General features: G+C 49.0%; 23 protein-coding genes and 1 other RNA gene. 5 read left to right on the forward strand and 19 right to left on the reverse strand.

All coding sequences use genetic code 11. The features are described from left to right. Positions 1-4: 4 nt before the first annotated feature. The 6 genes from BKD12_RS10785 to BKD12_RS10810 all read right to left on the reverse strand — a co-directional run bounded on the left by BKD12_RS10785 (position 5) and on the right by BKD12_RS10810 (position 5,029). On the reverse strand, positions 5-1,246 hold the full coding sequence (locus BKD12_RS10785; protein WP_070089314.1) for a competence/damage-inducible protein A: 1,242 nt from the start codon (positions 1,244-1,246) through the stop codon (positions 5-7). Between the two features lies 1 nt (position 1,247). After that, the gene (gene pgsA / locus BKD12_RS10790; protein ID WP_070089315.1) at positions 1,248-1,790 is read right to left on the reverse strand and encodes a CDP-diacylglycerol--glycerol-3-phosphate 3-phosphatidyltransferase; all 543 of its coding nucleotides are present in this window, start codon (positions 1,788-1,790) and stop codon (positions 1,248-1,250) included. Beyond that, positions 1,787-3,112: a 30S ribosomal protein S12 methylthiotransferase RimO gene (gene rimO, locus BKD12_RS10795; RefSeq protein ID WP_070089316.1), complete on the reverse strand. Its 1,326-nt coding sequence runs from the start codon at positions 3,110-3,112 to the stop codon at positions 1,787-1,789. The genes pgsA and rimO overlap by 4 nt, the downstream gene beginning before the upstream one ends. 92 nt (positions 3,113-3,204) lie before the next feature. Beyond that, on the reverse strand, positions 3,205-3,507 hold the full coding sequence (gene rpoZ, locus BKD12_RS10800) for a DNA-directed RNA polymerase subunit omega (protein ID WP_070089317.1): 303 nt from the start codon (positions 3,505-3,507) through the stop codon (positions 3,205-3,207). A 3-nt stretch (positions 3,508-3,510) separates the two neighbouring features. After that, complete coding sequence (gene gmk / locus BKD12_RS10805; RefSeq protein WP_070089318.1) at positions 3,511-4,134, reverse strand: guanylate kinase; 624 nt, start codon at positions 4,132-4,134, stop codon at positions 3,511-3,513. A gap of 13 nt (positions 4,135-4,147) precedes the next feature. Beyond that, the gene (locus BKD12_RS10810) at positions 4,148-5,029 is read right to left on the reverse strand and encodes a YicC/YloC family endoribonuclease (RefSeq protein ID WP_070089319.1); all 882 of its coding nucleotides are present in this window, start codon (positions 5,027-5,029) and stop codon (positions 4,148-4,150) included. A gap of 117 nt (positions 5,030-5,146) precedes the next feature. On the opposite strand from BKD12_RS10810, the gene BKD12_RS10815 reads away from it, so the two are divergent. Further along, on the forward strand, positions 5,147-6,883 hold the full coding sequence (locus BKD12_RS10815; protein WP_070089320.1) for an Rqc2 family fibronectin-binding protein: 1,737 nt from the start codon (positions 5,147-5,149) through the stop codon (positions 6,881-6,883). A 55-nt stretch (positions 6,884-6,938) separates the two neighbouring features. Here the strand turns inward: BKD12_RS10815 and BKD12_RS10820 are convergent, their stop codons facing one another. Both BKD12_RS10820 and pheA read right to left on the reverse strand, forming a co-directional pair. Then, complete coding sequence (locus BKD12_RS10820) at positions 6,939-8,231, reverse strand: ATP-binding protein (RefSeq protein WP_070089321.1); 1,293 nt, start codon at positions 8,229-8,231, stop codon at positions 6,939-6,941. 13 nt (positions 8,232-8,244) lie between these two features. Then, positions 8,245-9,375, reverse strand: a complete 1,131-nt coding sequence (pheA, locus tag BKD12_RS10825; protein ID WP_070089322.1) for a prephenate dehydratase — start codon at positions 9,373-9,375, stop codon at positions 8,245-8,247. Between the two features lie 194 nt (positions 9,376-9,569). On the opposite strand from pheA, the gene BKD12_RS10830 reads away from it, so the two are divergent. Genes BKD12_RS10830 through BKD12_RS10840 form a run of 3 tightly spaced genes read left to right on the forward strand, consistent with a single transcriptional unit; the run spans position 9,570 to position 11,531 of the window. Continuing rightward, positions 9,570-10,106, forward strand: coding sequence for a nitroreductase family protein (locus BKD12_RS10830; RefSeq protein WP_070089323.1), 537 nt, complete (start codon positions 9,570-9,572; stop codon positions 10,104-10,106). Between the two features lie 22 nt (positions 10,107-10,128). Then, positions 10,129-11,049 (forward strand): aspartate carbamoyltransferase, encoded by a 921-nt coding sequence (pyrB, locus tag BKD12_RS10835; RefSeq protein ID WP_070089324.1) that lies wholly within the window; start codon positions 10,129-10,131, stop codon positions 11,047-11,049. A 14-nt stretch (positions 11,050-11,063) separates the two neighbouring features. Continuing rightward, complete coding sequence (locus BKD12_RS10840; protein WP_070089325.1) at positions 11,064-11,531, forward strand: aspartate carbamoyltransferase regulatory subunit; 468 nt, start codon at positions 11,064-11,066, stop codon at positions 11,529-11,531. Between the two features lie 2 nt (positions 11,532-11,533). Here the strand turns inward: BKD12_RS10840 and rnpB are convergent. The 8 genes from rnpB to BKD12_RS10880 all read right to left on the reverse strand — a co-directional run bounded on the left by rnpB (position 11,534) and on the right by BKD12_RS10880 (position 18,885). After that, positions 11,534-11,885: RNase P RNA component class A (gene rnpB, locus BKD12_RS10845), an RNA gene on the reverse strand. A gap of 53 nt (positions 11,886-11,938) precedes the next feature. Continuing rightward, positions 11,939-12,421 (reverse strand): ribonuclease HI, encoded by a 483-nt coding sequence (gene rnhA / locus BKD12_RS10850; protein WP_070089326.1) that lies wholly within the window; start codon positions 12,419-12,421, stop codon positions 11,939-11,941. A gap of 1 nt (position 12,422) precedes the next feature. Further along, positions 12,423-12,893 (reverse strand): MogA/MoaB family molybdenum cofactor biosynthesis protein, encoded by a 471-nt coding sequence (locus BKD12_RS10855; RefSeq protein ID WP_070089327.1) that lies wholly within the window; start codon positions 12,891-12,893, stop codon positions 12,423-12,425. 88 nt (positions 12,894-12,981) lie between these two features. Then, entirely contained in the window at positions 12,982-14,454 is a 1,473-nt protein-coding gene (spoIVA, locus tag BKD12_RS10860) for a stage IV sporulation protein A (protein ID WP_070089328.1), read from the reverse strand. Between the two features lie 75 nt (positions 14,455-14,529). Then, a complete protein-coding gene (locus tag BKD12_RS10865) occupies positions 14,530-15,543 on the reverse strand; it encodes an NAD(P)H-dependent glycerol-3-phosphate dehydrogenase (protein ID WP_070089329.1) in 1,014 nt (337 codons plus the stop codon). A 21-nt stretch (positions 15,544-15,564) separates the two neighbouring features. Continuing rightward, positions 15,565-16,209, reverse strand: coding sequence for a glycerol-3-phosphate 1-O-acyltransferase PlsY (gene plsY / locus BKD12_RS10870; RefSeq protein ID WP_070089496.1), 645 nt, complete (start codon positions 16,207-16,209; stop codon positions 15,565-15,567). Further along, the gene (gene der, locus BKD12_RS10875) at positions 16,209-17,540 is read right to left on the reverse strand and encodes a ribosome biogenesis GTPase Der (protein ID WP_070089330.1); all 1,332 of its coding nucleotides are present in this window, start codon (positions 17,538-17,540) and stop codon (positions 16,209-16,211) included. Before der ends, plsY begins: the two co-directional genes overlap by 1 nt. Beyond that, positions 17,533-18,885 (reverse strand): DUF512 domain-containing protein, encoded by a 1,353-nt coding sequence (locus BKD12_RS10880; protein ID WP_070089331.1) that lies wholly within the window; start codon positions 18,883-18,885, stop codon positions 17,533-17,535. Before BKD12_RS10880 ends, der begins: the two co-directional genes overlap by 8 nt. 138 nt (positions 18,886-19,023) lie before the next feature. On the opposite strand from BKD12_RS10880, the gene BKD12_RS10885 reads away from it, so the two are divergent. Continuing rightward, the gene (locus BKD12_RS10885; RefSeq protein ID WP_070089332.1) at positions 19,024-20,205 is read left to right on the forward strand and encodes a ribose-phosphate pyrophosphokinase; all 1,182 of its coding nucleotides are present in this window, start codon (positions 19,024-19,026) and stop codon (positions 20,203-20,205) included. 77 nt (positions 20,206-20,282) lie between these two features. Here the strand turns inward: BKD12_RS10885 and BKD12_RS10890 are convergent, their stop codons facing one another. From BKD12_RS10890 to ilvB, 3 genes are read right to left on the reverse strand one after another with little or no spacing between them, the layout of a single operon-like run. Further along, a complete protein-coding gene (locus tag BKD12_RS10890) occupies positions 20,283-21,446 on the reverse strand; it encodes a phosphoglycerate dehydrogenase (protein WP_070089333.1) in 1,164 nt (387 codons plus the stop codon). 2 nt (positions 21,447-21,448) lie between these two features. After that, positions 21,449-22,531: a 3-phosphoserine/phosphohydroxythreonine transaminase gene (gene serC, locus BKD12_RS10895; RefSeq protein WP_070089334.1), complete on the reverse strand. Its 1,083-nt coding sequence runs from the start codon at positions 22,529-22,531 to the stop codon at positions 21,449-21,451. Between the two features lie 55 nt (positions 22,532-22,586). Continuing rightward, positions 22,587-24,275, reverse strand: coding sequence for a biosynthetic-type acetolactate synthase large subunit (gene ilvB / locus BKD12_RS10900; protein WP_070089335.1), 1,689 nt, complete (start codon positions 24,273-24,275; stop codon positions 22,587-22,589). Positions 24,276-24,284: the final 9 nt, after the last annotated feature.

Consider the following 24,284-nt stretch of genomic DNA (forward strand, 5'->3'; position numbering starts at 1 on the left):
TCCATTAAGAGTTGATCAGTGCTTCCCTGAGGATCGTCAATGCTTTTGCAACAGTACTCTCTCTGTTTTTTGCCCGGTTGCCGGTAAAGTGAAATTCATAGGCCCTTGCCTCTCCGTCTGCATAACAGCCGACATAGACCAGCCCCACCGGTTTCTCCTTCGTACCGCCGTCCGGACCTGCAATCCCGGTTACAGATATTGCCAGATCTGCTCCGGCAGCCTTCGCTGCGCCCTCTGCCATCTCACAGGCCGTCTCTTTGCTGACTGCTCCATACTGTTCCAGCGTAACATGGGAAACACCAAGAAGTTTTTCTTTTGCCTCATTGGAATAGGTGATATAACCTTCCATATAAATGGATGAGGCTCCCGGCACGTTGAGAAGACGTCCGGCCACCAGCCCTCCGGTACAGGATTCTGCTGTGGTAACGGTTTTTCCCTTCTCTTTCAGAAGCTCAACTATTGTTTCCTCCAGTGTGACCGCCTCTTCCGTAGTAAAGATCTGACTGCCGAACCTCCGGTAAAGCTCCTCCATCATCGGTTCCATCATCTCGTCTGCCGTTTCTTCATTTATCGCCTTTGCCGTGATCCGTAAATGTACCTCCCCGGTCTTTGCATACGGTGCGATGGTAGGATTGGTCTGGCTTTCCAGAATATCTGTGATCATGGACTCTACTTTGCTTTCGCCAAAGCCGCAGATTTTGACCATCTTGGAATAGATTCCTTCTGGTTCCAGCCGGTTCAGGAACGGACGGATGTCTCTCTCAAACATCGGCTTCAGTTCGTTAGGCGGTCCTGGCAGCAGGATTGCTGTCTTACCGTCTTTCTGAAGGATCAGGCCCGGCGCCGTTCCGTTGTAATTATCAATCACCATGGCGCCCTCTGGCACCTGTGCCTGTTTCCAGTTGTTTTCTGTGATCTGCCCTCTGTGGTTCTGATCAAAATATTCCTGGATCCTTGCCCTGGTATGTGGATCCTCTAAAAGCTCCATGTCAAACACCCGGGCCGTCACTTCCTTGGTCAGATCATCTTTGGTAGGTCCAAGCCCTCCGCTCAGGATCACAATATCCGACCTTGAGACCGCACGGCGGATCGTCTCTTCCATCCGCTGTTCATTGTCTCCTACCACACTCTGGTGATAACAGGACAGCCCCAGCATCGCACACTGCTCCGCCAGATATGCTGCGTTTGTATTCACGATATTTCCAAGCAGGATCTCTGTACCTACACAGACCAGTTCAACCGTCATCCTACATGCCTCCCTTTGTCAGTACCTGTACGTTCTTTGCAATATAATCAATCAAAGATACCACTGTCAGGATCAGTGAAATCCAGATCAATGCTGTTCCGATCAGATCAAACACGCCGCCCAGATTCATGATCAGTACAATGATCATGGCCATCTGAGACACAGTCTTGAATTTGCCCCAGTAGCTTGCCGCGATCACGATCCCGTTGTCAGAAGCCACCAGGCGGAATCCACTGATAATGAACTCACGGGCAATGATCACGATCACAAACCAGGCGGAAAGCTGCCCGGACGGGATCATACATATCATGGCAGAGCAGACCAGAAGCTTGTCCGCCAAAGGATCCATAAACTTTCCAAAATTTGTCACCAGGTTCCTGGCTCTTGCGATCTTTCCATCCAGCATATCAGTCAGGCTGGCTACGCAGAACAGGATCAGGGCGATCCACTTATTGGCTTCCCCGCCCACATCAGTCAGCATAAAAAATACAAAAAACGGGACCATGATGATCCGCAGTACGGTTAATTTGTTTGGCAGATTCATACTATCAACTCTCCTATCAAATCATATTCTAATGCTCCGGTCACACGCACCCTGGCAAAATCTCCGGACATCAGTTCTTCTTCTGTATTTACAAAGATCAGGCCGTCCACATTCGGCGCATCCTTGTATGTCCTTCCCACATAAGCGTTCTCGTCGGCTACCTTGCCTTCGATCATTACCAGGACTTCTGTCCCGATCATGGCTTCCGCCTGGTCAAAGGCGATCTCCTGCTGCAGTTCCATCAGCTCGGCCTGACGCTCTTCTTTGATCTCCTCCGGGATCTGATCCGGCATCTCAGCCGCCGGCGTATCTTCTTCCGGCGAATAAGTAAAGACGCCCAGACGGTCAAATTCCATCTCGTCGACGAACTCCTTAAGCTCCTCGTGCTGCTCCTCTGTCTCTCCCGGGAACCCGGTGATCAGAGTCGTCCTGAGGCATATGTCCGGGATTTCCTTCCTGAGCTTTCCGATCACTTCTGTAAGCTGCGCTTTGGAAGTCCTTCTTCCCATTCGTTTCAGGATGCTGTCGCTGGCATGCTGGATCGGCAGATCCAGATAATTGCAGATCTTCTTTTCTTCCTTCATCACCTGGATCAGATTGTCGTCGATTTCTTCCGGATAGCAGTAAAGGATCCGGATCCAGCGGATCCCGTCGATCCTGCAAAGCTCCTTCAAAAGACGGTGCAGGGACTTCTCTCCATAGAGATCTTTTCCATACAATGTGGTTTCCTGGGCCACCAGGATCAGCTCTTTTACTCCCTGGTCGGCCAGATCCTCTGCCTCCTTAAGAAGCCGCTCCATGGGAACGCTCCGGAAATTTCCCCGGAGCTTTGGTATGATGCAGTAGGTGCAGTGTTTGTCACAGCCCTCCGCAATCTTCAAATAGGCATAATGCCCTCCTGTGGTAACGATCCTGTGGGGATCTGTAAGCGGCAGCGCGTCAAGGTCGTCTGTTCGCACATGTCCGTTTCCTTCCAGCGCTTCCCCTATCGTCTTTACGATCTCTGTATAAGCCGTGGTGCCAAGAACGGCGTCTACCTCCGGAATCTCATCTAAGATCTCCTGCTGATAACGCTGTGCCAGACATCCTGTCACGATCAGCGCTTTCAGTCTTCCTTCTTCTTTGTATTGTGCCATCTCCAGAATTGTCTGGATACTCTCTTCCTTGGCGTCATGGATGAAACAGCAGGTGTTGATGACAATCACGTCTGCCTCCTGCTCATCATCCGTCATCTGGTACCCTTCCTTCGCAAGAAGCCCCAGCATGACCTCTGAATCCACCAGATTCTTGTCGCAGCCAAGGGATATAAATAATACGTTCATGCTTCCTCCTAAAGCCGGTTTCAAAGAAGGGCAGATACCTGCTGGCATCTGCCCTGTATCCACGTGCTTTCCGGCCGTGTTCTTTTTGATTTTTATACTTCTTCTGTCCCCTGTGCCTCTTCGGCCTCACTTGCATGGGCAGCTTCAAGAATCTTATCCTGCTCTTCCTCTCCGATGATCTTGATCTTGGACTGGTTCAGCTCGTCGATCGCAATAGACAACGGCTTCTCTCCGTCCTTTACAGCCACCAGCGGCATGGAGCCGTCAATGATCTCACGGGCTCTCTTTGCAGTAGCCATCACGATGGAGTAACGGCTGTTGACTACCTTGGTCTCGCCCTCTTCCACATCTTTATTTACCACTTTCATCAGATCTGTATAAGATGGATGCAACATGTTTTATTCTCCTTTCAACTCTTCTTTCATATGCTCCATAAATGCGGTATTCCGAAAACCTCTTCTGTGTTCTCCCTGGATGATCTGGTGCATTTCTTCCACACACTCATCCAGAACGTCATTGATGATCAGATAATCATACCGGTCCATAAATTCCGCCTCTTCCGCCGCACGCTTCATACGGCCCTCGATGACTTCCGCGGACTCTGTTCCCCGGCCTGTAAGCCTGCTTCTAAGCTCCTCCGCCGTCGGTGGAGTTACAAATAAAAGCAGAGTCTCCGGAAAAGCTTCCTTTACTTTCAGCGCTCCCTGGATCTCGATCTCAAGGATCACATCCTTTCCCGCTTCCAGCTGCTCTTCTACGTAAGTACGGGGTGTCCCGTAATAATTATCCACGTATTTAGCATACTCTATCAGTTCTTCTTTCGCAATCATTTTTTCAAATTCTTCTACCGAGCGGAAGAAATACTCCCGGCCTTCCTGCTCACCCGGCCTTGGCGTCCTGGTCGTCGCAGAGACAGAGAGGGCATACGTTTCCTCATACTTTTTAAGCAGTTCCTTCATAATGGTTCCCTTTCCGGCGCCGGAAAATCCAGAAACCACGATCAGAATTCCTTTTTCTTTCATGTACTGCTCCTCCCTATTCGATATTCTGGATCTGTTCTCTTACTTTTTCGATCTCTGTCTTCAGATCGATTCCAACATTGGAAGTTTCCAGGTCATTAGCCTTGGAAAGGATGGTGTTGGCCTCCCGGTTCATCTCCTGGGCGATAAAGTCCAGCTTCCGTCCGATTCCGTTTTCATCGAACTTTAATGTCTCCTTCATATGTACAATGTGGCTCCGGAGTCTTACGATCTCCTCGTCCGTACAGATCTTGTCCGCAAACATGACTACCTCTGCGGCGATCCTGCTCTCTTCGATCTGGGTATCCTCTAAGAGCTCCTTTACCTTTGTCTCCAGCTTCTCACGATACTCTGCAATAATCTGAGGCGAACGCTTCTCAATCTGCTCGGTCAGCATCAGCATGTCGTCCAGTTTTTCTAACAGATCCTTTTTCAGATTCTCGCCTTCTGTACTCCGCGTCTCCACAAACTGGCTGATTGCTCCCGAAAGCGCTTTCTTAAGCTCGTTCCACAGCTCCTCTTCATCCACGGCCTGCTCTTCCATCGTCAGGACCTCCGGACACCGGGACAGGTGTGAAACCCGTACATCATTTTCCAGGCCAAACGTCTCCTGCATCTGCTGGAAATACTTCAGATACTCTCCTGCCAGCGTCTCGTTATATTTCAGAGATACCTGACTCTCTGAGAGATCCTCATAGGTAATAAAAATATCTACTTTTCCTCTCTGGACACTTTGTTTTAACAGACTCCGGATGGCTGTTTCGAAGAAATTCAATTTCTTCGGCATACGGATATTGACATCCAGGTACCGATGATTAACGCCTTTCATCTCTACCACGAATCTTCGCTGTCCTTCCGCCACCTCACAGCGTCCGAATCCAGTCATACTTTTGATCATAATTACTTATTCCTCTTTCCGTGCATTTTATGCCATCGTTAATTATAAGGCATTTGGAATATCCCGTCAACTATGATATACTAAGAAGCAATCACATTTTAAGGAAGGATTTTGATTATGGCTTTCGACGGAATTACTGTAGCTGCACTCACAAAAGAGCTGAAAGAAACCATCTGTGACGGCAGGATCGCAAAGATCGCCCAGCCGGAATCAGACGAGCTATTACTGACAATAAAAACAAAGGAAGGACAGCGCCGGTTATCCATATCAGCCAGCGCCTCTCTCCCCTTGATCTATCTGACAAATGATAATAAACCAAGCCCTATGACTGCTCCCAATTTCTGTATGCTCCTTCGCAAACATATCGGGAACGGCCGGATCGTGGACGTCTCACAGCCTGGCCTTGAGCGGATCATCCAGCTTCGGATCGAACATCTGGACGAGCTTGGCGATCTGCGCCAGAAAACGCTGGTCGTTGAGATCATGGGGAAACACAGCAACATCATCTTCTGCGACGAAAAGGACCAGATCATCGACAGTATCAAGCACGTGCCGGCTCAGATGAGCTCCGTGCGGGAGGTTCTGCCGGGAAGGCCTTACTTCATCCCGGATACGATGGAAAAGCAGGATCCTCTTACTGCTGCTGGCGAAGACTTCTCCCGGGCACTTCGGGGAAAGCCCATGCGGATCTCCAAGGCAGTCTACACCAGTTTTACCGGCATCAGTCCGGTGGTTGCCGAAGAAATCTGTTACCTTGCAGGCATTGATTCCCAGATGACGGCCTCTGACCTTACTGATGACATGCTGACCCATCTGTACCGTCAGTTTCAATATTATATGGAAGATGTCAGAAACAGCGCCTTCACCCCGGTCATCTATTTCGACGGGAATACCCCGAAGGAGTTTTCCGCCCTGCCGCTGACCCACTTCCAGAATCTGGAGAAGAAAGAATACAGTTCCATCTCCGAGGTACTCTCCACTTATTATGCCACCAGGAACGCACTGGTCCGTATCCGCCAGAAAAGTGCGGATCTCAGACATATCGTGCAGACAGCACTGGAGCGGAACCGAAAAAAATACGAACTTCAGTCAAGACAGCTGAAAGACACAGAAAACCGGGATCTCTATAAGGTCTACGGCGAGCTGATCAATGCATACGGTTACCAGCTCCCGGAAGGTTCTAAAGAGCTGACTGCACTGAATTACTATACCGGAGAAGAGCTCACCATCCCGCTGGATCCTGTCAAGACCCCGCAGGAAAACGCACAGAAATATTTTGCCCGGTACAACAAACAGAAACGGACCTATGAGGCTCTGACCGAACTTATTTCCGAGACCGGCGACGAGATCCGATACCTGGAATCCGTAGAAAGCGCCCTTGATATCGCCCTCTATGAGGAAGACCTGACCCAGATCAAAGAGGAACTCTCTCAGGCAGGTTACATCCGCAGGAGACAGCAAAAGAAAAAGGCCAAAATTTTAAGCCGTCCTCTTCACTATGTCTCCAGTGACGGCTATCATATGTATGTAGGAAAGAATAATCTTCAGAATGAAGAGCTGACATTCCACTTCGCCTCGGGAAATGACTGGTGGTTCCACGCAAAAGGCGTACCGGGATCCCATGTGATCCTGAAAAGCGGCGGCGACGAGGTTCCGGACCGTACCTTTGAGGAGGCAGGTCGCCTGGCAGCTTATTATTCCAAAAACCGCGGGAATGAAAAGGCCGAGATCGATTACATTGAGAAAAAGCATGTAAAAAAAGTAAACGGCGGCCGTCCGGGATTTGTGATCTATCATACCAATTATTCGCTGGTCATTGATTCAGATATCAGCGGGATTGAAGAAGTGAAATAAAAAGGGAGGGTACCCTGGAGCCGTAAAACGGCGTAGGATACCCTCTCTTATCTTCTTACACTTCCATCCCGGCCAGATAATCGATAAACTGCTGGGCGGTTCTTCCGGAAAGGCCTCCATGATTCAGTTCCCACCGTCCTGCTTCTAAGAGCAGCTGATCCTCCGGCATCTCGATTTGATTCCGCTTTGCCAGTTCAAGCACGATCTTCTGGAACTCCTTCTTCTCCGGCTTTCCGTAATAGATCGTCACTCCGAACCTTGCCACCAGAGACAGTTTCTCCTGCACGGTATCGTTGGTATGCAGCTCTTCATCCCGGTCCTGCTTATCCCGGAAGGTTTCCCGGATCAGGTGACGCCGGTTAGAGGTGGCATAGATCAGGATGTTATCCGGCTTCTTTTCCAGTCCTCCTTCGATCACCGCTTTCAAATATTTATATTCAATCTCGAATTCTTCAAAGGACAGATCATCCATATAGATGATGAATTTATAGTTCCGGTCTTTGATCTGAGCAATCACGTCATTGAGATCCTGGAACTGATGCTTGTAGATCTCGATCATCCGGAGTCCCTGGTCATAATACTGGTTTAAGACCGCTTTGATAGAGGAAGATTTCCCAGTCCCCGCATCCCCATATAACAGACAGTTGTTGGCTTTCCGCCCTTTCACAAATGCCTCTGTATTATCCACCAGCTTCTTTTTCGCAATCTCATATCCTACCAGATCGTCCAGGTGTACGTGGGCGATCTTTGTGATCGGCACGATCTTTACGCCCTCTTCCGTATGCTCTACCCGAAATGCTTTGTGAAGCCCCAGCTTCCCTACCCCGAACTCCTGATAGAATTTTGTGACTCTCTCTTTAAAAGCCCCGGCGTCCGGCGCCTCCGAAAGCGAGCGGCTTAAGGAGCAGATCCGATCCCGGATCCTCTGGTTAAATACTTTCCCATGTCCGCTGATACCCTGATAATCACAGATCAAAGAAAGAAGATCCGTCTCAAAAACAGCCTCCATCTCCCGGAAATCATAATCAAACAGTTCCTTAAATATAGCAAAGTCATGGAGCGCCGCCGTATTGATGCTTCCATCCACCGCCCCTACGATCTCGCAGGAGGTGCTGTAGGCATTTTCATTGCTGGCCAGAAGATAGGTCAGATAGTCCTGCCAGAGATTCCCCTCAAATCCATGACTGACCGCCAGTTCTATAAGGCCGTTCACCACGTCCGCCAGAAGAGCAGCCAAATCCTCCCGGTTGTAATACTCATTTTCATATTCTTCCATCAGAAAGACCATATCTTGCAAAAGCTGGCCTTCCTCCATATTCTTATATAAGATCAGTTCATTCGTCCGCATTGTATTTTCCCTCTTAATAATTTCCAAGAATCCTTAAGTTTGTACTTTCTTCCCGCAGCCCCCGGATTGCGTTCTTTACCGCTGCATCCGCCAGGTTTCCTTCAAAATCGATGAAGAACCTGTATTCCCAGTTTCTGCCCTTCACCGGCCGGGACTCGATCTTTGTCATGTTCAGATCATTATATATGAAATGAGACAACAGATGATACAAAGAGCCGCTGGTGTGCGGAAGCTCAAAGCAGATGCTGATCTTATCCGCATCCTCCAGGAATATCTTCTGGTTGGTCACCACGATAAAACGGGTGGAATTATCCAGATCATCATTGATCTGATCCTGAAGCACCGTAAGGCCATGGACGCTGGCCGCATAGGCGCTGCAGACTGCTGCCTGGCTCTTATCTTTGTCTTCCAGGATCTTCTTGGCCGCGATCGCCGTGTTCGCCACGCTGATCTGCTGCCAGTCGCTGTGTTCGTTCAGGAACCGGGACGCCTGCATCAAAGCCACACCCTTGGAGTAAACTCTCCGGATATCCGAAATCTCTGCTCCCGGAAGCCCTGCCAGTGTATGTTCGATCGGGATCGTGGTCTCTCCTACGATATAATTTTCGAATTCTACCAGCAGATCGTACATCTCATCTACGGCTCCCGCTGTAGAGTTCTCAATAGGAAGCACCGCAAAATCCGCCGATCCCTCTTCGATCGCCTCCATCGCCTCCCGGAAGGTCTGCACGTAAAAACAGTTGCAGTTTTCTCCGAAATAGTGTTTGGTGGCCGCCTGACTGTACGCCCCGTCAGTTCCCGGAAATACGATCCTTGCATTTCCCGCATGGAGAGAGGAAACGCCGATAAACGGAAGTCTCCCAAGGGCGCCGGCCTGCACCAGCTGCTGATACTGAAGCTTCCTGCTCATAGACATCAGCTGCTCGTACAGCTCATGTACACCTTTTCTGTTAAATTCAGTGGACACCTTGCTCTCCACACTTTTCAGCTTCTCACTCTCCCGCTGGCGGTCAAAGACCTTTCTTCCATTCTGAATTTTATATTCTCCCACCTGTCCGCAGAGATCCATTCTCTTTTCAAACAGTTTCACGATCTCGTCATCTACCGCATCCAGCTGTTCTCTTAATTCTGTCAATGATGCCATATCCTGTACTCCTTTTTTCAAAACTAAAAATTATTATAGTACATCCCGACCGTAAAATCCACCTTACATTCTTAACCTTTTTCAACGATCCCTTTCTTTTCTAATTTGAAAAATTTCCATGCAGACATTGAAAAACTTTTGTATTTAGTATATGATGTATGAAAGATTTCAATATATAGCAGGGAGGGAACCATATGAACACGACAGAATGTATCCGTACCAGAAGGAGCATCCGAAAATTCAAGGCTGCACCCGTTGATCATTCACTTTTAGAGTCATTGATTTCTGACACTTCTTATTCCCCATCGTGGAAAAACAGTCAGATCACCCGTTTTATTGCTATTGAGGATTCTTCTATTCTTGATTCCATCGTTCAAGATTATACCCCTTCTTTTAATTCCGATATTATTAAACAGGTGCCTGTTCTTCTGGCAGTCACTTTTGTAAAAGGACGATCCGGCTTTGAACGTGATGGTTCTTTTTCTACGAAAAAGGGAGACCGCTGGCAGATGTTCGATGTGGGTGTGGCTTGCCAGACCTTTTGTCTTGCCGCACACAATGCAGGACTTGGGACTGTGATCATGGGGATCTGGGATGAAGATGGAATCACGAAGCTGTTAAAGCTGCCCGATGATCAGGAGCTTGCCGCTTTGATTGCAGTGGGCTGGCCTGACGTCGACCCGGATGTCCCGATGCGGAAATCCGTTGATGAGTTATTGACCTATTTATAACAAACAATTTGAGGAGGTTTTTATGAGACATTTGATGAGCCCGCTGGATTTTTCTGTGGAGGAGCTGGACCAGCTCATGGATCTTGCTGCCGATATTGAAAAGAATCCGGCAAAATACGCACATGCCTGCGAAGGGAAAAAGCTTGCCACTTTATTCTATGAGCCCAGTACCCGTACTCGGTTAAGCCATGAAGCGGCTATGCTGAACCTTGGAGGAAGTGTACTGGGATTTTCTACCGCTGATTCCAGCTCCGCCACAAAGGGAGAAAGCGTGTCTGATACGATCCGCATGATTTCCTGTTATGCAGATATCTGTGCTATGCGCCACCCGAAGGAAGGTGCTTCCATGGTAGCCTGCCAGCACTCGGAAATCCCGGTGATCAACGCTGGAGACGGCGGACATCAGCATCCGACTCAGACATTGACTGACCTTCTGACCATACGTTCTCTTAAAGGACATCTGGACAATATGACAATCGGCCTGTGCGGAGATCTGAAATTCGGCCGTACCGTACATTCTCTGATCCACGCTCTGGTGCGCTATCCCGGCGTACGCTTCGTGCTGATTTCTCCGGAGGAATTAAGACTTCCAAGCTATATCCGGTCTGATGTACTGGACCGCCAGAATGTTCCTTATGAAGAGGTTGTTCGTCTGGAGGATGCCCTGCCGGATCTGGATCTGCTCTATATGACCCGTGTACAGAAGGAACGCTTCTTCAACGAGGAAGATTACGTCCGTATGAAAGACTTTTACATTCTGGATGCGAAAAAGATGGAACTGGCTCCGGAGGATATGTATGTACTCCACCCGCTTCCCAGGGTAAATGAAATCTCTGTCGAAGTAGACAAGGATCCGCGGGCCGCTTACTTTAAACAGGCAAAATACGGAGTCTACATAAGAATGGCGCTGATACTGACACTGCTGGAAATCAAAGTTGATTAGGAGGAATCATCATTATGGTAAATAACACTCTGACCGTCGGACGGATCGAGGAAGGCTTTGTGCTGGACCACATCCAGGCCGGAAGAAGCATGGATATCTATAAATATCTGCACCTGGATAAACTGGACTGCTGCGTGGCTATTATCAAAAATGCCAAGAGCAGCAAGATGGGTAAGAAAGACATCATGAAAATTGAATGTCCCATTGACTTTATGGATCTGGATATTCTTGGATTTATTGATCACAATATCACCGTCAATATTATCAAAGATTCCGAGATTGTTGCAAAGAAAAGCCTGCATCTTCCTTCCCGGATTACCAATGTGATCCGGTGTAAGAACCCCAGATGCATTACTTCTATTGAGCAGCAGCTGGATCACGTTTTCGTGCTGACGGATCCGGAAAAAGAGATTTATCGCTGCAAATACTGCGAAGAGAAATATGACGGGCCGATGCGCCGGAAGAAAAAAAGTTCAAAATAAAAAAAGCAAGCAAGACGATAAGCCGGGTTATGTCGTTGGGTAATCATCTATCCAGGCCCATCGTTGCCGATGGGCTCAAGCGACCAACCTAAGACGTGACGGGCCGCCACATTGTCTTTATCCGGTCTTGCTTCGGATGGGGTTTACATGTGCCCCCTCTGTTGCCAGAGAGGCGGTAGTCTCTTACACTGCCCTTCCACCCTTACCTTCTCAGGAAGAAGGCGGTTCATTTCTGTTGCACTTTCCTTGGAGTCGCCTCCACCGGACGTTATCCGGCATCCTGCCCTGTGAAGCCCGGACTTTCCTCATCTGCAACCTTTCGGCACCTGCAGATGCGATTACCTGTCTTACTTGCGTTTTTCCTGTATACTATTTTCTATTTCTGATTATCTGTTTGTCTGTTTTACCTAATTTTCGTTAAGGCCCTCGTCTTCGATCAAAGAATCTCCATCCGCTGCTGTCGTTGCAAGTTCGTCGCAGCGCTCGTTCTGCGGATGGCCGTCATGGCCTTTTACCCAGTAAAAGGATACCTGATGGGGATCTTTTGCACCTAACAGCCGTTTCCAAAGGTCTGTGTTCTTGACGGGTTCATTCTTGCCCCGCTTCCATCCCTTTTTAAGCCAGCTGTCGATCCAGTGCTGGTTAAATGCATCCACTACATATTTAGAATCAGAATAAACCTCCACCTGGCAGGGACGGTTCAGCGCTTCCAGACCGGCGATGACTGCCATCAGCTCCATCCGGTTATTTGTTGTCTTACGATACCCCTGCGATATTTCCTTGGTGTGAAGATTCCCTTTTCCGTCTACATATTCCAGCACGGTTCCGTACCCACCCGGCCCATCCGGGTTACCTCTGGCTGCTCCGTCTGTATAGATCTTTACCAGCATCCTAGATGTCTCCTTTGATGACCTTGACCGCATGTACCAGCTCCGGCATCAGGAAATGGAGCGCTTCTCTTGCAGCCTGTGCCTTGCCCGGAAGATTCACGATCAGAACATCCTGACGAATCCCTGCAATACTGCGGTTCAGCATCGACCGTTTAGTCAGCTGCATCGTATGAGTCCGCATTGCTTCTCCAATCCCCGGAACCTCTCTGTCGATCACGTCTCTTGTCGCCTCCGGCGTGCAGTCCTGCGGCCCGCATCCGGAACCTCCGGTGACAAGTATCATATCTGTCAGGTGATTATCCACCATCCGCTGCATAACCGTAGACAGCACCTTCCGGTCTGTAGGAAGAGCCCGCATAAATACGATCTCCAGTCCGGCCTCTGTTACCATATCCCGGATAATCTCCCCGCTTTCGTTTTCTTCTCTTTCTCTGTATATATCTGTGTTCGCCGTAATGATCGCAACCTTCATATCCTACGTACCTCCATCTAATTCTCTGATTCGTATACTGCTAAATTAAATATTACCTCTTTTAGCTCAGGATTGCAATAAAAATTCGTCAGATAATGATGCACACCAGACCGCCGTTGCTGTCGTTTACGATTTTCTGCATAGTATCCTGAAGCTTCTCCTGGCTGGCTTCATTGATCATAGCCATTTTGTTTCTCATACCGTCCATTACCAGATCCTCCACGGATTTGCCGAATATATTCGTTCCCCAGATGCCCTCTTCACTGTCCTTTGCTTCTCCCAGGTAACGGATCAGATCCTGGGCCTGCTGTTCATTTCCTACGATAGGGGCGATCTCTGTCTCAATATTTGCCCGGATCAGATGGATGGACGGAGCCTCCGAATGGATCTTCACTCCATATTTGTTGCCCTGACGGATGACCTGAGGGTCATCCAGATGGATTTCCTCTTTCCTTGGGCTTACCACGCCGTAACCTTTCATTTTCACAGACAGAAACGCATCTTTGATCTCCTCATACTCTTCTCTGGATTCAGAAAGCTGCTTCATCGCTGAAATCAGCTCATACTGTCCGGTAATCGGGATTCCTGTCATCTCACTGAGCATCTCATAATAGTGGGACTCATGAATTTCGATGCGTACTGCCACGCGGCCGGTGTTCATCTCAATATGATCCAGCCGGATCCCCGAAATATAAGGGCTCTCTGTGTCAAGAGGAAGTGACGCTGCATCCTTGATCTCGCTGACAGCCTCCAGGATCCCGGACGCCTGCTGCAGAAGATCCTGCTTGATCCTGTGATCGGACGGAAGCATTTCCACCCACTTTGGAATAAAAAACTGAATCTCGGATACCGGGAACTCATACAAGACAGCCTCCAGGATTTTGTGAATATCTTCCTCTTTAAGCTGCTCACAATTTACCGGAATGGCAGTCACATGATATTCCTCCTGAAGCCCCCTTGCTGTCTGCCTTGCTTCGTCCCCATAGGGTTTCTTGGAATTGACCAGTACCACAAAAGGCTTGCCAATGCTCTGAAGCTCCTGAATCGTCTGCTTTTCTGCCGTCCGGTAATTGCTTCTTGGTATGTCCGTTATGCTCCCGTCTGTGGTAATAACAATTCCGATAGTCGCATGATCATGGATCACTTTTCTGGTTCCGATTCCGGCTGCCCTGGTAAACGGGATTTCATGGTCAAACCAGGGCGTTTTCACCAGCCGTTCTTCCCCGCCTTCAATATGGCCGGAAGCTCCCTCTACCATATATCCCACACAGTCGATCAGACGGACGCTTACGGCAATATCCTCCGACAGCCGGATCTTAGCCGCATCCTTAGGCACAAATTTCGGTTCTGTTGTCATAACCGTCCTTCCGGATGCCGACTGAGGCAGCTCATCTCTTGCCCTTTGCTTCCCATGCTCCTCCTCCATCTGCGGAAGCACAAGAAGCTCCATGAACCGCTTGATAAACGTGGATTTTCCTGTCCTCACAGGCCCCACCACACCTATGTAGATCTCTCCGCCAGTCCTGGCCTGTATATCTTGATACAACTGATCTGTGTCCATACAAATACCCCCTTGCTGTACTTGTAACAGTCTATGCAAGGGGGAAATCCTTTTAGAACTCTTCTTTTTCCTTTTCTACTCTTCCCAGGTCAGAGATGAGATCTCCGGCTTGCTGTCCCGCAGCATCAGGTCTTTTACGGCCTCTCCGGGGTTCTTGTTTTCAAACAGCACCTGGTTTACCTGCCCTATGATCGGAAGAGACACACCGTATTTCTCTCCCATCTTCACAGCTGCCTTCGTGGAATATACGCCTTCTACTACCATCTTCACCTCGTCCATAGCCTCCTGCATGGACATCCCCTGTCCGATCAGGTAGCCTGCCTTCCGGTTCCGGCTGTGCACGCTGGCACAGGTAACGATCAGATCTCCGATCCCGGTAAGCCCGGTAAAGCTTTCCAGCTTTCCTCCCGCCTTCACGCCAAGCCTTGCGATCTCTGCAATCCCTCTCGTGATCAGGGCTGCTTTTGTATTGTCTCCATAGCCAAGACCATCTGCAATACCGGCCGCCAAAGCGATTACATTTTTTAAAGAACCGCCCAGCTCCATCCCCAGGATGTCCGGGCTGGTATAGACGCGGAACACTTCATTCATAAACATATTCTGCAGATATTCCGCCGTCTTTTTTGTCTTTGCACCGATAACCACACTGGTTGGAAGTCCTCGTCCTACCTCTTCTGCATGGCTTGGCCCTGACAATACCGCTACATCTGCCTGCGGAATCTCCTGCTCGATCTGCTGTGACAGGGTCATCAGAGTGTCCTCCTCTATTCCCTTTGCAACATCCACAATGATCTGCTTCTCCGGAATATAAGGATTCATCTTCCGAGCCGTGCTTCTGGTAAACGGAGACGGTACCGCCAGGACGATAAAGTCCCTCCCTTTTACTGCCGCTTCCAGGTCCGAAGTAAATACCATATCCTCCGGGATCTTTACTCCGGGAAGCTTGCTTACATGCTCTCTTTTTGTGGAAAGCATCTCCACTTCTTCTTCACTGATGGACCATACAGTCACCTGGTGCCCGTTTTTGTGGAGCAGCAGCGCCAGAGCAGTTCCCCAGCTTCCTGCTCCCATGATTCCTACATTTGCCATAGTAACTCTTCCCTTTCTCTTTTATTTTTTCTTTCCGACGCTTAATTTATTTTCGGTGCCGGATAATAAGCGCTTAATATTTGCCCGGTGCTTAAAAAATGCGGATGCCAGCAGAAGTGCGGCGATGGCATACATCTCAAGGAGAGCACCTTCCGGCACTCCAAAACCTCCCTGCTGCCCGTAAAATACGATCTCGATCAGATAGATGGTAACCACCACCAAAGACCCCACAGACACATAGCGTGTAAGGCCCACGACTATGAGAAATGCCGCAAGGCAGACAAGCACCATGGGAAGCGGCAGTGTACTGGCCAGAAGGCCTGCTGTGGTTGCGATCCCCTTGCCGCCCTTAAACTTCATATAGAATGGGTAATTGTGACCGAACACGGCTCCCATGCCGGCATACATAGCATACAGAGGCGCAAGCTCCGGATGCATCCCGCCAAAGATCAGCCGTACGGCGATCACAGCAAATATACATTTGAAAGCATCTCCAAGGAAGGTGATAAGTCCGGCCTGCCATCCCAGCACCCTAAGTGCATTGGTAGTCCCGGCATTGCCGCTTCCCTGGTTCCTTATATCGATATGCTTAAACTTTCCGTAGATATATCCTGTCTGAAACAGGCCGAATATGTACCCGATCAGCAGGCATAAAACACGTTCTATCATGGCCGGTCTTTTTCCTTTCTCTCCCGTATAAAAAATTTCAAAGATGTGCCCCGGAATCCAAAGGCCTCCCGGATCTTATTTTCCAGATATCTGGTATATGAAAAATGCATCAGCTCTCTGTCGTTTACAAAGATCACAAAGGTCGGCGGTTTGACTGATACCTGCGTGATATAGTAAAGCTTCAGCCGCTTGCCCTTATCGGACGGGGGCTGCTGCATGGCTACCGCTTCTGTCATGATCTCATTGAGCACACCGGTCGCCACACGCATGGTCTGATTTTCAATCACCATGTCGATCATATCATAGAGCTTGATCAGGCGCTGCCCGGTCAGTGCAGACACATACATGATTTCTGCATACGGCATGAAGGAAAGGATCCGGCGCACCTCCTGCTCATACTCACGCATGGTACGGTCATTCTTCTCAATAGCATCCCACTTATTCACAACGATGATAATGCCTTTCCCGCGTTCATGGGCAATACCGGCGATCTTGGCATCCTGCTCTGTCACGCCCTCCACGGCGTCGATCACCATCAGGACCACATCGGCCCGCTCCACTGCCGTGACAGTACGGATGATGCTGTAACGCTCCAGTTCCTCTTTGATTTTATTCTTCCGCCTGAGGCCGGCTGTATCAATAAATACATATTCCTTTCCATTGTGGACGATCTCGGTATCAATGGCATCTCTGGTGGTACCTGCCACATCGGAAACAATCACTCTCTGCTCTCCCAAAAGCTTGTTTACGATTGAAGATTTGCCCACGTTCGGCTTTCCTACGATAGCGATCCTTGGCCGGTCATCCTCTGCCTCTTCTGCCTGATGTTCCGGGAAATAGGATGCCACCACATCCAGCATATCTCCGATACCCAGACGGGAAGCTGCCGAGATCGGCACCGGATCCCCGATTCCCAGATTATAGAACTCGTATACATCCGGCATAAACTTTTCAAAATTATCCACCTTATTGACCACCAGCACCACCGGTTTCCCGGAACGTCTCAGCATGTCCGCCACCTTGGAATCCGCATCCTGCAGCCCCTGGCGCACATCTGTAATGAAAATGATCACATCCGCCGTGTCGATGGCGATCTGAGCCTGTTCCCGCATCTGGGAGAGGATCACGTCCCTGCTGTCCGGCTCGATTCCGCCGGTATCGATCAGGGTAAATTCTTTATCCAGCCAGGAGACGTCCGCATAGATCCGGTCTCTTGTTACTCCCGGCGTATCCTTTACGATGGAAATCATTTCTCCTGCCAGCACATTAAATAATGTTGATTTTCCTACATTCGGCCGTCCTACTACGGCCACCACTGGTTTACTCATTACAACCTCCTGTATCCAGCTTCTTTCCTGTAATTGCTTCTATCAGATCTTGTCCGCTTGATTTTACAATATCTGTCCGCACTTGTAAAGTCTCTCCAAGTTCCGCCAGTGTTACATCATCCAGAAATACGTCCTCCTCGCTGCGGAACATGTTGCAGGGAAGCAGAAGAACTTCTCCCAGCTCTTTCTCCTTAAGCTGGCTGATCAGATCCTGCCCGGTGACAAGCCCGGACACGGTGATCAGCTCTCCAAAAAAGTCATTGCGGATCGGATAAACATAAGCCCTGACATTCGGACATTTATCTGTGATTTTCTCCGCCATTTCGCAAATATAAGGATATGCCAGATATCCCGTGGCGATGGAAACTTCCCGGGTATCTTCGTCTCCTTCCAGCTTTTCATAAGCCTCCTGAAACTCTTCTTTTAAAAGGCGCAGCATCCCCACTCCGTTTTCCAGCTGCAGGTACCCATCGTACCGTCCTTCTTCCGGCAGTTCTTCACCAGCCAGGATATACCACTCGTCTCCGGCATGGATAAAATGTGTGCCGAATTTCTCATAGAAGTATTCCTGCCAGCGGTGGATCGTCTCCAGCACCTTCTTTGCATCCTCTCTGGTAAATGGTTCCAGAGGATAGAGTCCCTCTCTGTATTTTGTAAGGCCCACCGGAACCACGGACACACTCTGAAGCTGCGGCAGATACCGGCTCATATCACGGATACTCCGCTCCAGTTCCTCGCCGTCATTGATTCCTTTGCAGAGTACGATCTGTCCATTCATCATGATCCCGCCCTCTGAGAGCCTGTCTATTTTTTTCAGCGCCTCTCCTGCAAACCGGTTATGGAGCATCTTGCACCGAAGCTCCGGGTTGGTCGTATGAATCGACACGTTGATGGGTTCCAGATGATATCTTAAGATCCTGTCAATATCATGATCGCTCATATTTGTCAGTGTCACATAATTGCCCTGCAAAAAGGAAAGGCGGGAGTCGTCATCCTTAAAATAAAGGGTTTCCCTCATCCCCTTTGGCATCTGATCAATAAAGCAGAACATGCAGTGATTGCGGCAGGACCGATACTCATCCATCAGGCCCTGTTCAAATTCAATCCCCAGATCCTCGTCATACTCTTTTTCAATCTCAAGCTCCCACTCTTCTCCGTCCGGCTTTTCAATCAGCAGGACTACTTCTTCATCATGGATGAAGAAATGATAGTCAAATACATCCTCCACTACGTTTCCATTGACCTCCAGGAGCTTGTCTCCCGGCTCCACGCCCAGTTCTTCGGCAATACTTCCCGGCGCTACCGACCGTATTTTATGTTCATGCTTTTTTAATTCCTGCTTCATATATTTCCCCCAGCTTTTGTCTTTTACCTTCCTATTATACCCTACCAGGCCAGATTAGTCCAATCAGTAGTTGACCTTTTTATGGAAAAGGTGATATAAATGTTATAGTAGAATGAATTTTACAGATAGGAGAAAATTATGTCGAACATCGAATTAATGGAAAAGGCGCTTCCGGTAGCACCGTTAAAAATAGCCGCGCTGGATTCCTGCAAAGAACTGGGACAAAAGGTGAACAACTACATTGTCCAGTTCCGTAAAGATACCCGCAAGGAATCTCTGGATTCCCCTCTTTTCTGCAATTACCAGTCGGACAACTATCTGATCAGCTGCCATTGCCCCCGCTTTGGAAGCGGCGAGGCGAAAGGACTGCTGGATGAGACCATCCGCGGCAAGGATCTCTTTGTCATGGTAGACGTCTGCAACTACAGTCTGACCTATACTGTCAACGGCCATCTGAATCATATGTCTCCGGATGACCACTATCAGGATTTGAAGCGTATTATTTCTGCTGCTAACGGAAAGGCTCACCGGCTGAATGTGATCATGCCGTTCCTGTACGAAAGCCGTCAGCACAAACGTACAAAACGAGAGTCTCTTGACTGTGCACTGGCTCTCCAGGAACTGGCTGATATGGGTGTCAGCAACATCATTACTTTTGATGCCCATGACCCGAGGGTGCAGAATTCTATTCCGCTTCACGGCTTCGATAACTTTAATCCGCCGTATCAGTTTATGAAAGCCCTGCTCCGTGCGGAGCCGGATCTTAAAGTAGACAAGGAACACCTGATGATCGTAAGTCCGGATGAAGGTGCCATGCATCGTGCCGTCTACTTTTCCAATGTCCTTGGCGTGGATATGGGTATGTTCTATAAGCGCCGCGACTACTCCACCGTCATCGGAGGCAAAAACCCCATCGTGGCGCACGAATTCCTTGGCGACGACATCCGCGGCAAGAATGTGATCATCGTGGATGATATGATCTCTTCCGGAGAAAGTATGCTGGATGTAGCACGGCAGATCAAGGAGCGGGGAGCCGGACGGGTCTTTGTATGCACCACATTCGGTCTCTTCACCGATGGATTTGATAAATTTGACGACTACTACAATGCCGGCTACATTGACAGAGTCATCACCACTAACCTGACTTATCTTCCGCCGGAAGCACTTGAAAAACCTTATTTTGTCGCGGCTGATATGAGTAAATTCATTGCCCTCATCATTGACGCATTTAACCATGATATTACTATCGGCAATGTGCTCGACCCGACAGACCGGATTCACTCACTGCTGGAAAAGCACCGAGCGGGAATCCCGTTTTAGCCTCCGGAAAACATTTTTAAAAGACAAAAGATCAAGGGCCAGACATCATCTGCAGTCCTTGATCTTTTTTTGCTTCATTATTTGATCACGCGTACTTTCAGTACATCCTTTACCGCTCTTAACTCTTCTACGGCTTCCAGTGTAATCTCTGAATCAATATCGATCATCGTGTAGGCATAGCCGCCTTTGCTTTTATTGGAAAGATCCGCAATATTAATATTATCCTCTGCAAGGATCTTGGTAAACTGTCCCAGCATGTTTGGAATATTGTGGTGTAGAAGAAGGATTCTGATATTTTTCCCCTTAAGCCCCATATCACAGTCCGGATAATTCACGGAGTTTTTAATATTTCCATGCTCCAGGTAATTGCGTATCTGTCTTGCGGCCATACGGGCACAATTATCTTCTGATTCCTCGGTAGACGCTCCCAGATGCGGGATTACAATAGCTCCTTTGACTCCTGCGATCACCGGTGTGGGAAAGTCTGTCACATAATGCTTTACCTGTCCGGACACCAGAGCATCGATCACAGCTTCTTCCTCTACCAGCACATCCCGTGCAAAATTCAAAAGAACAACACCCTTTTTCATCAGGCTGATAGCATTGCCGTCGATCATACCTTTTGTGCTCTCATTGGCCGGAACGTGAATGGTAATATAATCACATTCCTTATATATTTCATCTGCCGTCTTGGCATGGTGAATACTGCGGTTCAGCCTCCAGGCTGAATCAACAGACACAAAGGGGTCAAAGCCATAGACATCCATTCCTAAGCTGACAGCCGCATTTGCTACCAGAACGCCAATGGCGCCAAGACCGATGACTCCCAGCTTCTTTCCTTCCAGCTCACAGCCCGCAAAGGCTTTCTTTGCCTTTTCTGTATCCTTTGCAATGTTTCCGTCCTCTTCATTTTCCTGGACCCAGTTGATCCCGCCGATAATATCCCGGGAGGCAAGGAGCATTCCGGCGATCACCAGCTCCTTGACGCCGTTTGCATTGGCTCCTGGCGTATTAAAGACTACGATTCCTTTCTCCGCACATCGGTCCAGCGGGATATTATTGACCCCGGCGCCCGCTCTTGCTACTGCTTTTAATTTATTTCCAAATTCCATCTCATGCATGGCAGCGCTCCTTACCAGGATCGCGTCTGCTTCTTCCGCACGGCTTACCGGCGCATATTCTTCCGTAAATTCCCGGATTCCTTCTTCTGAGATCTGATTTAAACAATGATACTGATACATGGCTATCGATTCTCCTCTTCAAATTTTTGCATAAATTCCGTCAGTGCTTTTACACCGGAGATCGGCATAGCATTGTAGATACTTGCGCGCATCCCACCCACCGTACGATGGCCTTTCAAATTAACAAATCCGGCCCCTGCAGCTTCTCTGATAAACCTGGCATCCAGTTCCCTGTCCCCCGTCACAAAGGGTACATTCATCAGAGAACGGTCTTCCGGAACCACGGTTCCCCTGAACATACTGCTCTGATCCAGGTAGTCATAAAGAATCTGTGCCTTCTTTTCATTATGCGCTTTCATGGCTGTCAGGCCTCCCTGCTTCTTAAGCCACTTAAAGACCTTGCCACAGATATAGATTCCGTACGCCGGCGGAGTATTATAAAGAGATCCTGCATCTGCATGTGTTTTGTACTGCATCATTGTGGGGGTTCCTGGAAGTACATCTTCTGTGATCAGATCCTCCCGGATGATCACGATTACCACGCCTGCAGGGCCGATATTTTTCTGGACGCCGCCGTATATGATGCCATATTTGCTCACATCCACCGGTTCCGAAAGGAAACAGGAGGATACGTCCGCCACCAGGGTTTTTCCCTTGGTATTGGGAAGTTCTTTGAACTTTGTTCCATATATCGTATTATTTTCACAGATATATACATAATCTGCATCCTTAGATACCGGGAGATCTGAACAGTCGGGAATATAGGAAAATGTCCGGTCCTCCGAGGAGGCGATCACATTTGCTTTCCCGTACTTTCCCGCCTCTTTCCAGGCCTTCTTTGACCACTGTCCGGTCAGGATAAAGTCTGCTGTCCGGTTTTTCATCAGATTCATCGGGATCATGGCAAACTGAAGAGAAGCCCCTCCCTGCAGAAATAGAACCTTATAATTCTCCGGAATGTTCATCAGCTCACGTAAGTCCGCCTCCGCGGTATCAAGAATCTGCTGGAACGATTCTGACCGGTGACTCATCTCCATCACGGACATACCGGTTCCCTGATAGTCTAACATCTCGTCTGCTGCTTCCTGTAACACTGCCTCCGGCAAAACTGCCGGACCCGCTGAAAAATTGTACACTCTGCTCATCATCGTTCCTGCCTTTCTGCAATTGTTTTATGCTGTTCCTTTTTTTGCCGGACGCTTATGCGTCTGCCTCTTTTTCATTCAGATCCTTTTCATCAAAGGCCTCGCTGATCGCAGCGCCGGGCGCTACCATCGGCCATACCTTATCATCACTGTCGATCTGACAGTCGATCACCACCGGCCCGTTCATAGAAAGCGCCTTTGCAAACGCTTCTTTAAACTCTTCTCTTGTGGATACACGTATTCCGGCTGCACCCATGGCTTCTGCAAGTTTTACAAAATCCACAGAATCGTTCAGCACCGTTGCGGAATACCGGCCGCCATAGAAAAGGTTCTGCCACTGGCGCACCATGCCCAGCACGTGATTGTTGACCACGACCTGAATAACCGGAATCTGGTAGCGGGCCGCTGTTGCGATTTCATTCATGTTCATACGGAAGCACCCGTCTCCTGCAATGTTTACGACTGTTTTTTCCGGGCGTCCCGTCTTGGCGCCAAGGGCCGCGCCCAGGCCATATCCCATAGTTCCAAGTCCGCCTGATGTCAGAAGTGTTCTTGGCTTTGTATATTTATAATACTGAGCCGCCCACATCTGATGCTGCCCCACCTCGGTCACGATCAGGGCGTCACCTTTTGTCTGGCGATAGATCTCTTCCACTACATAAGGGCCGGTCAGCAGTTCCGGATGGTAGGTCAGAGGATATTTCTCCTTATATTCGCTGATCCTCCGGATCCAGGATTTGTGCTCCTGCTGATCCAGTCTGCTGTTTAGGATCTTGAGGATTTCTTTGATATCTCCCACAACGCCTTCCGTGATCAGCACATTTTTATTCATCTCCGCCACATCAATATCGAACTGGAGGATCTTTGCATTTTTCGCAAATTTCTTTGCATTTCCGGTTACACGGTCGCTAAATCTCGCTCCCACCACGATCAAAAGATCACATTCGCTGACTCCATAATTGGATGTTTTGGTGCCGTGCATCCCGAGCATCCCTGTGTATAAGGGGTCTGTTCCCGGAAAGGCTCCTTTTCCCATCAGAGAATCTGTAACCGGAGCATCCACCTTCTTCACGAAAGTATAAAGTTCTTCGCTGGCTCCTGAGAGCACTGCGCCGCCGCCCACAAAAATATACGGTTTTTCAGATTCTTTGATCAGTTTTATTGCAGTCTCGATATCCTCCTCGCAGATATCTTTTCCCGAATACACCGGCTGAATCTCCTGCCGCTGGTATTCTGCCTTATTGGAGGTGACATCCTTAGGGATATCCACCAGCACCGGACCAGGACGGTCCTTCTTTGCTATCACAAATGCTTTGCGGATCGTATCCGCCAGCTGTTCTACATCCTTTACAATAAAATTATGCTTGGTGATCGGTTGTGTGATTCCGGTAATATCCACTTCCTGGAAGCTGTCTTTTCCCAGCAGGGAAACGCCTACGTTACAGGTAATGGCTACGATAGGGATGGAATCCATATATGCGGTGGCAATCCCCGTCACCAGATTGGTAGCTCCCGGTCCGCTGGTGGCCAGGCATACGCCCACTTTTCCCGTGGCTCTTGCGTATCCGTCCGCCGCGTGGGATGCTCCCTGTTCATGAGAAGTCAGGATATGGCGGATCTCATCCTGATGCTTATACAGCTCGTCATATACATTCAGGATAGATCCTCCCGGATATCCGAACACGGTATCCACACCCTGTTCCTTCAGACATTCTATTACAATTTCTGCTCCTGTCAACTGCATACCTTATCT

The sequence above is a fragment of the Merdimonas faecis genome, from assembly GCF_001754075.1.
Lineage (GTDB): Bacteria > Bacillota > Clostridia > Lachnospirales > Lachnospiraceae > Merdimonas > Merdimonas faecis.

Bases quoted from the DNA above. Each gene is read 5' to 3' on its own strand.
- BKD12_RS10820 (WP_070089321.1), bottom strand. From the start codon at position 8,231: ATGCGGACGAATGAACTGATCTTATATAAGAATATGGAGGAAGGCCAG.
- rimO (WP_070089316.1), bottom strand. From the start codon at position 3,112: ATGAACGTATTATTTATATCCCTTGGCTGCGACAAGAATCTGGTGGAT.
- BKD12_RS10885 (WP_070089332.1), top strand. From the start codon at position 19,024: ATGTCGAACATCGAATTAATGGAAAAGGCGCTTCCGGTAGCACCGTTA.
- BKD12_RS10890 (WP_070089333.1), bottom strand. From the start codon at position 21,446: ATGTATCAGTATCATTGTTTAAATCAGATCTCAGAAGAAGGAATCCGG.
- rpoZ (WP_070089317.1), bottom strand. From the start codon at position 3,507: ATGTTGCATCCATCTTATACAGATCTGATGAAAGTGGTAAATAAAGAT.
- ilvB (WP_070089335.1), bottom strand. From the start codon at position 24,275: ATGCAGTTGACAGGAGCAGAAATTGTAATAGAATGTCTGAAGGAACAG.
- pgsA (WP_070089315.1), bottom strand. From the start codon at position 1,790: ATGAATCTGCCAAACAAATTAACCGTACTGCGGATCATCATGGTCCCG.
- pyrB (WP_070089324.1), top strand. From the start codon at position 10,129: ATGAGACATTTGATGAGCCCGCTGGATTTTTCTGTGGAGGAGCTGGAC.
- rnhA (WP_070089326.1), bottom strand. From the start codon at position 12,421: ATGCTGGTAAAGATCTATACAGACGGAGCAGCCAGAGGTAACCCGGAT.
- BKD12_RS10855 (WP_070089327.1), bottom strand. From the start codon at position 12,893: ATGAAGGTTGCGATCATTACGGCGAACACAGATATATACAGAGAAAGA.
- BKD12_RS10785 (WP_070089314.1), bottom strand. From the start codon at position 1,246: ATGACGGTTGAACTGGTCTGTGTAGGTACAGAGATCCTGCTTGGAAAT.
- pheA (WP_070089322.1), bottom strand. From the start codon at position 9,375: ATGGCATCATTGACAGAATTAAGAGAACAGCTGGATGCGGTAGATGAC.
- BKD12_RS10815 (WP_070089320.1), top strand. From the start codon at position 5,147: ATGGCTTTCGACGGAATTACTGTAGCTGCACTCACAAAAGAGCTGAAA.
- BKD12_RS10840 (WP_070089325.1), top strand. From the start codon at position 11,064: ATGGTAAATAACACTCTGACCGTCGGACGGATCGAGGAAGGCTTTGTG.
- der (WP_070089330.1), bottom strand. From the start codon at position 17,540: ATGAGTAAACCAGTGGTGGCCGTAGTAGGACGGCCGAATGTAGGAAAA.
- BKD12_RS10865 (WP_070089329.1), bottom strand. From the start codon at position 15,543: ATGGCAAATGTAGGAATCATGGGAGCAGGAAGCTGGGGAACTGCTCTG.
- serC (WP_070089334.1), bottom strand. From the start codon at position 22,531: ATGAGCAGAGTGTACAATTTTTCAGCGGGTCCGGCAGTTTTGCCGGAG.
- BKD12_RS10880 (WP_070089331.1), bottom strand. From the start codon at position 18,885: ATGAAGCAGGAATTAAAAAAGCATGAACATAAAATACGGTCGGTAGCG.
- gmk (WP_070089318.1), bottom strand. From the start codon at position 4,134: ATGAAAGAAAAAGGAATTCTGATCGTGGTTTCTGGATTTTCCGGCGCC.
- spoIVA (WP_070089328.1), bottom strand. From the start codon at position 14,454: ATGGACACAGATCAGTTGTATCAAGATATACAGGCCAGGACTGGCGGA.
- BKD12_RS10830 (WP_070089323.1), top strand. From the start codon at position 9,570: ATGAACACGACAGAATGTATCCGTACCAGAAGGAGCATCCGAAAATTC.
- BKD12_RS10810 (WP_070089319.1), bottom strand. From the start codon at position 5,029: ATGATCAAAAGTATGACTGGATTCGGACGCTGTGAGGTGGCGGAAGGA.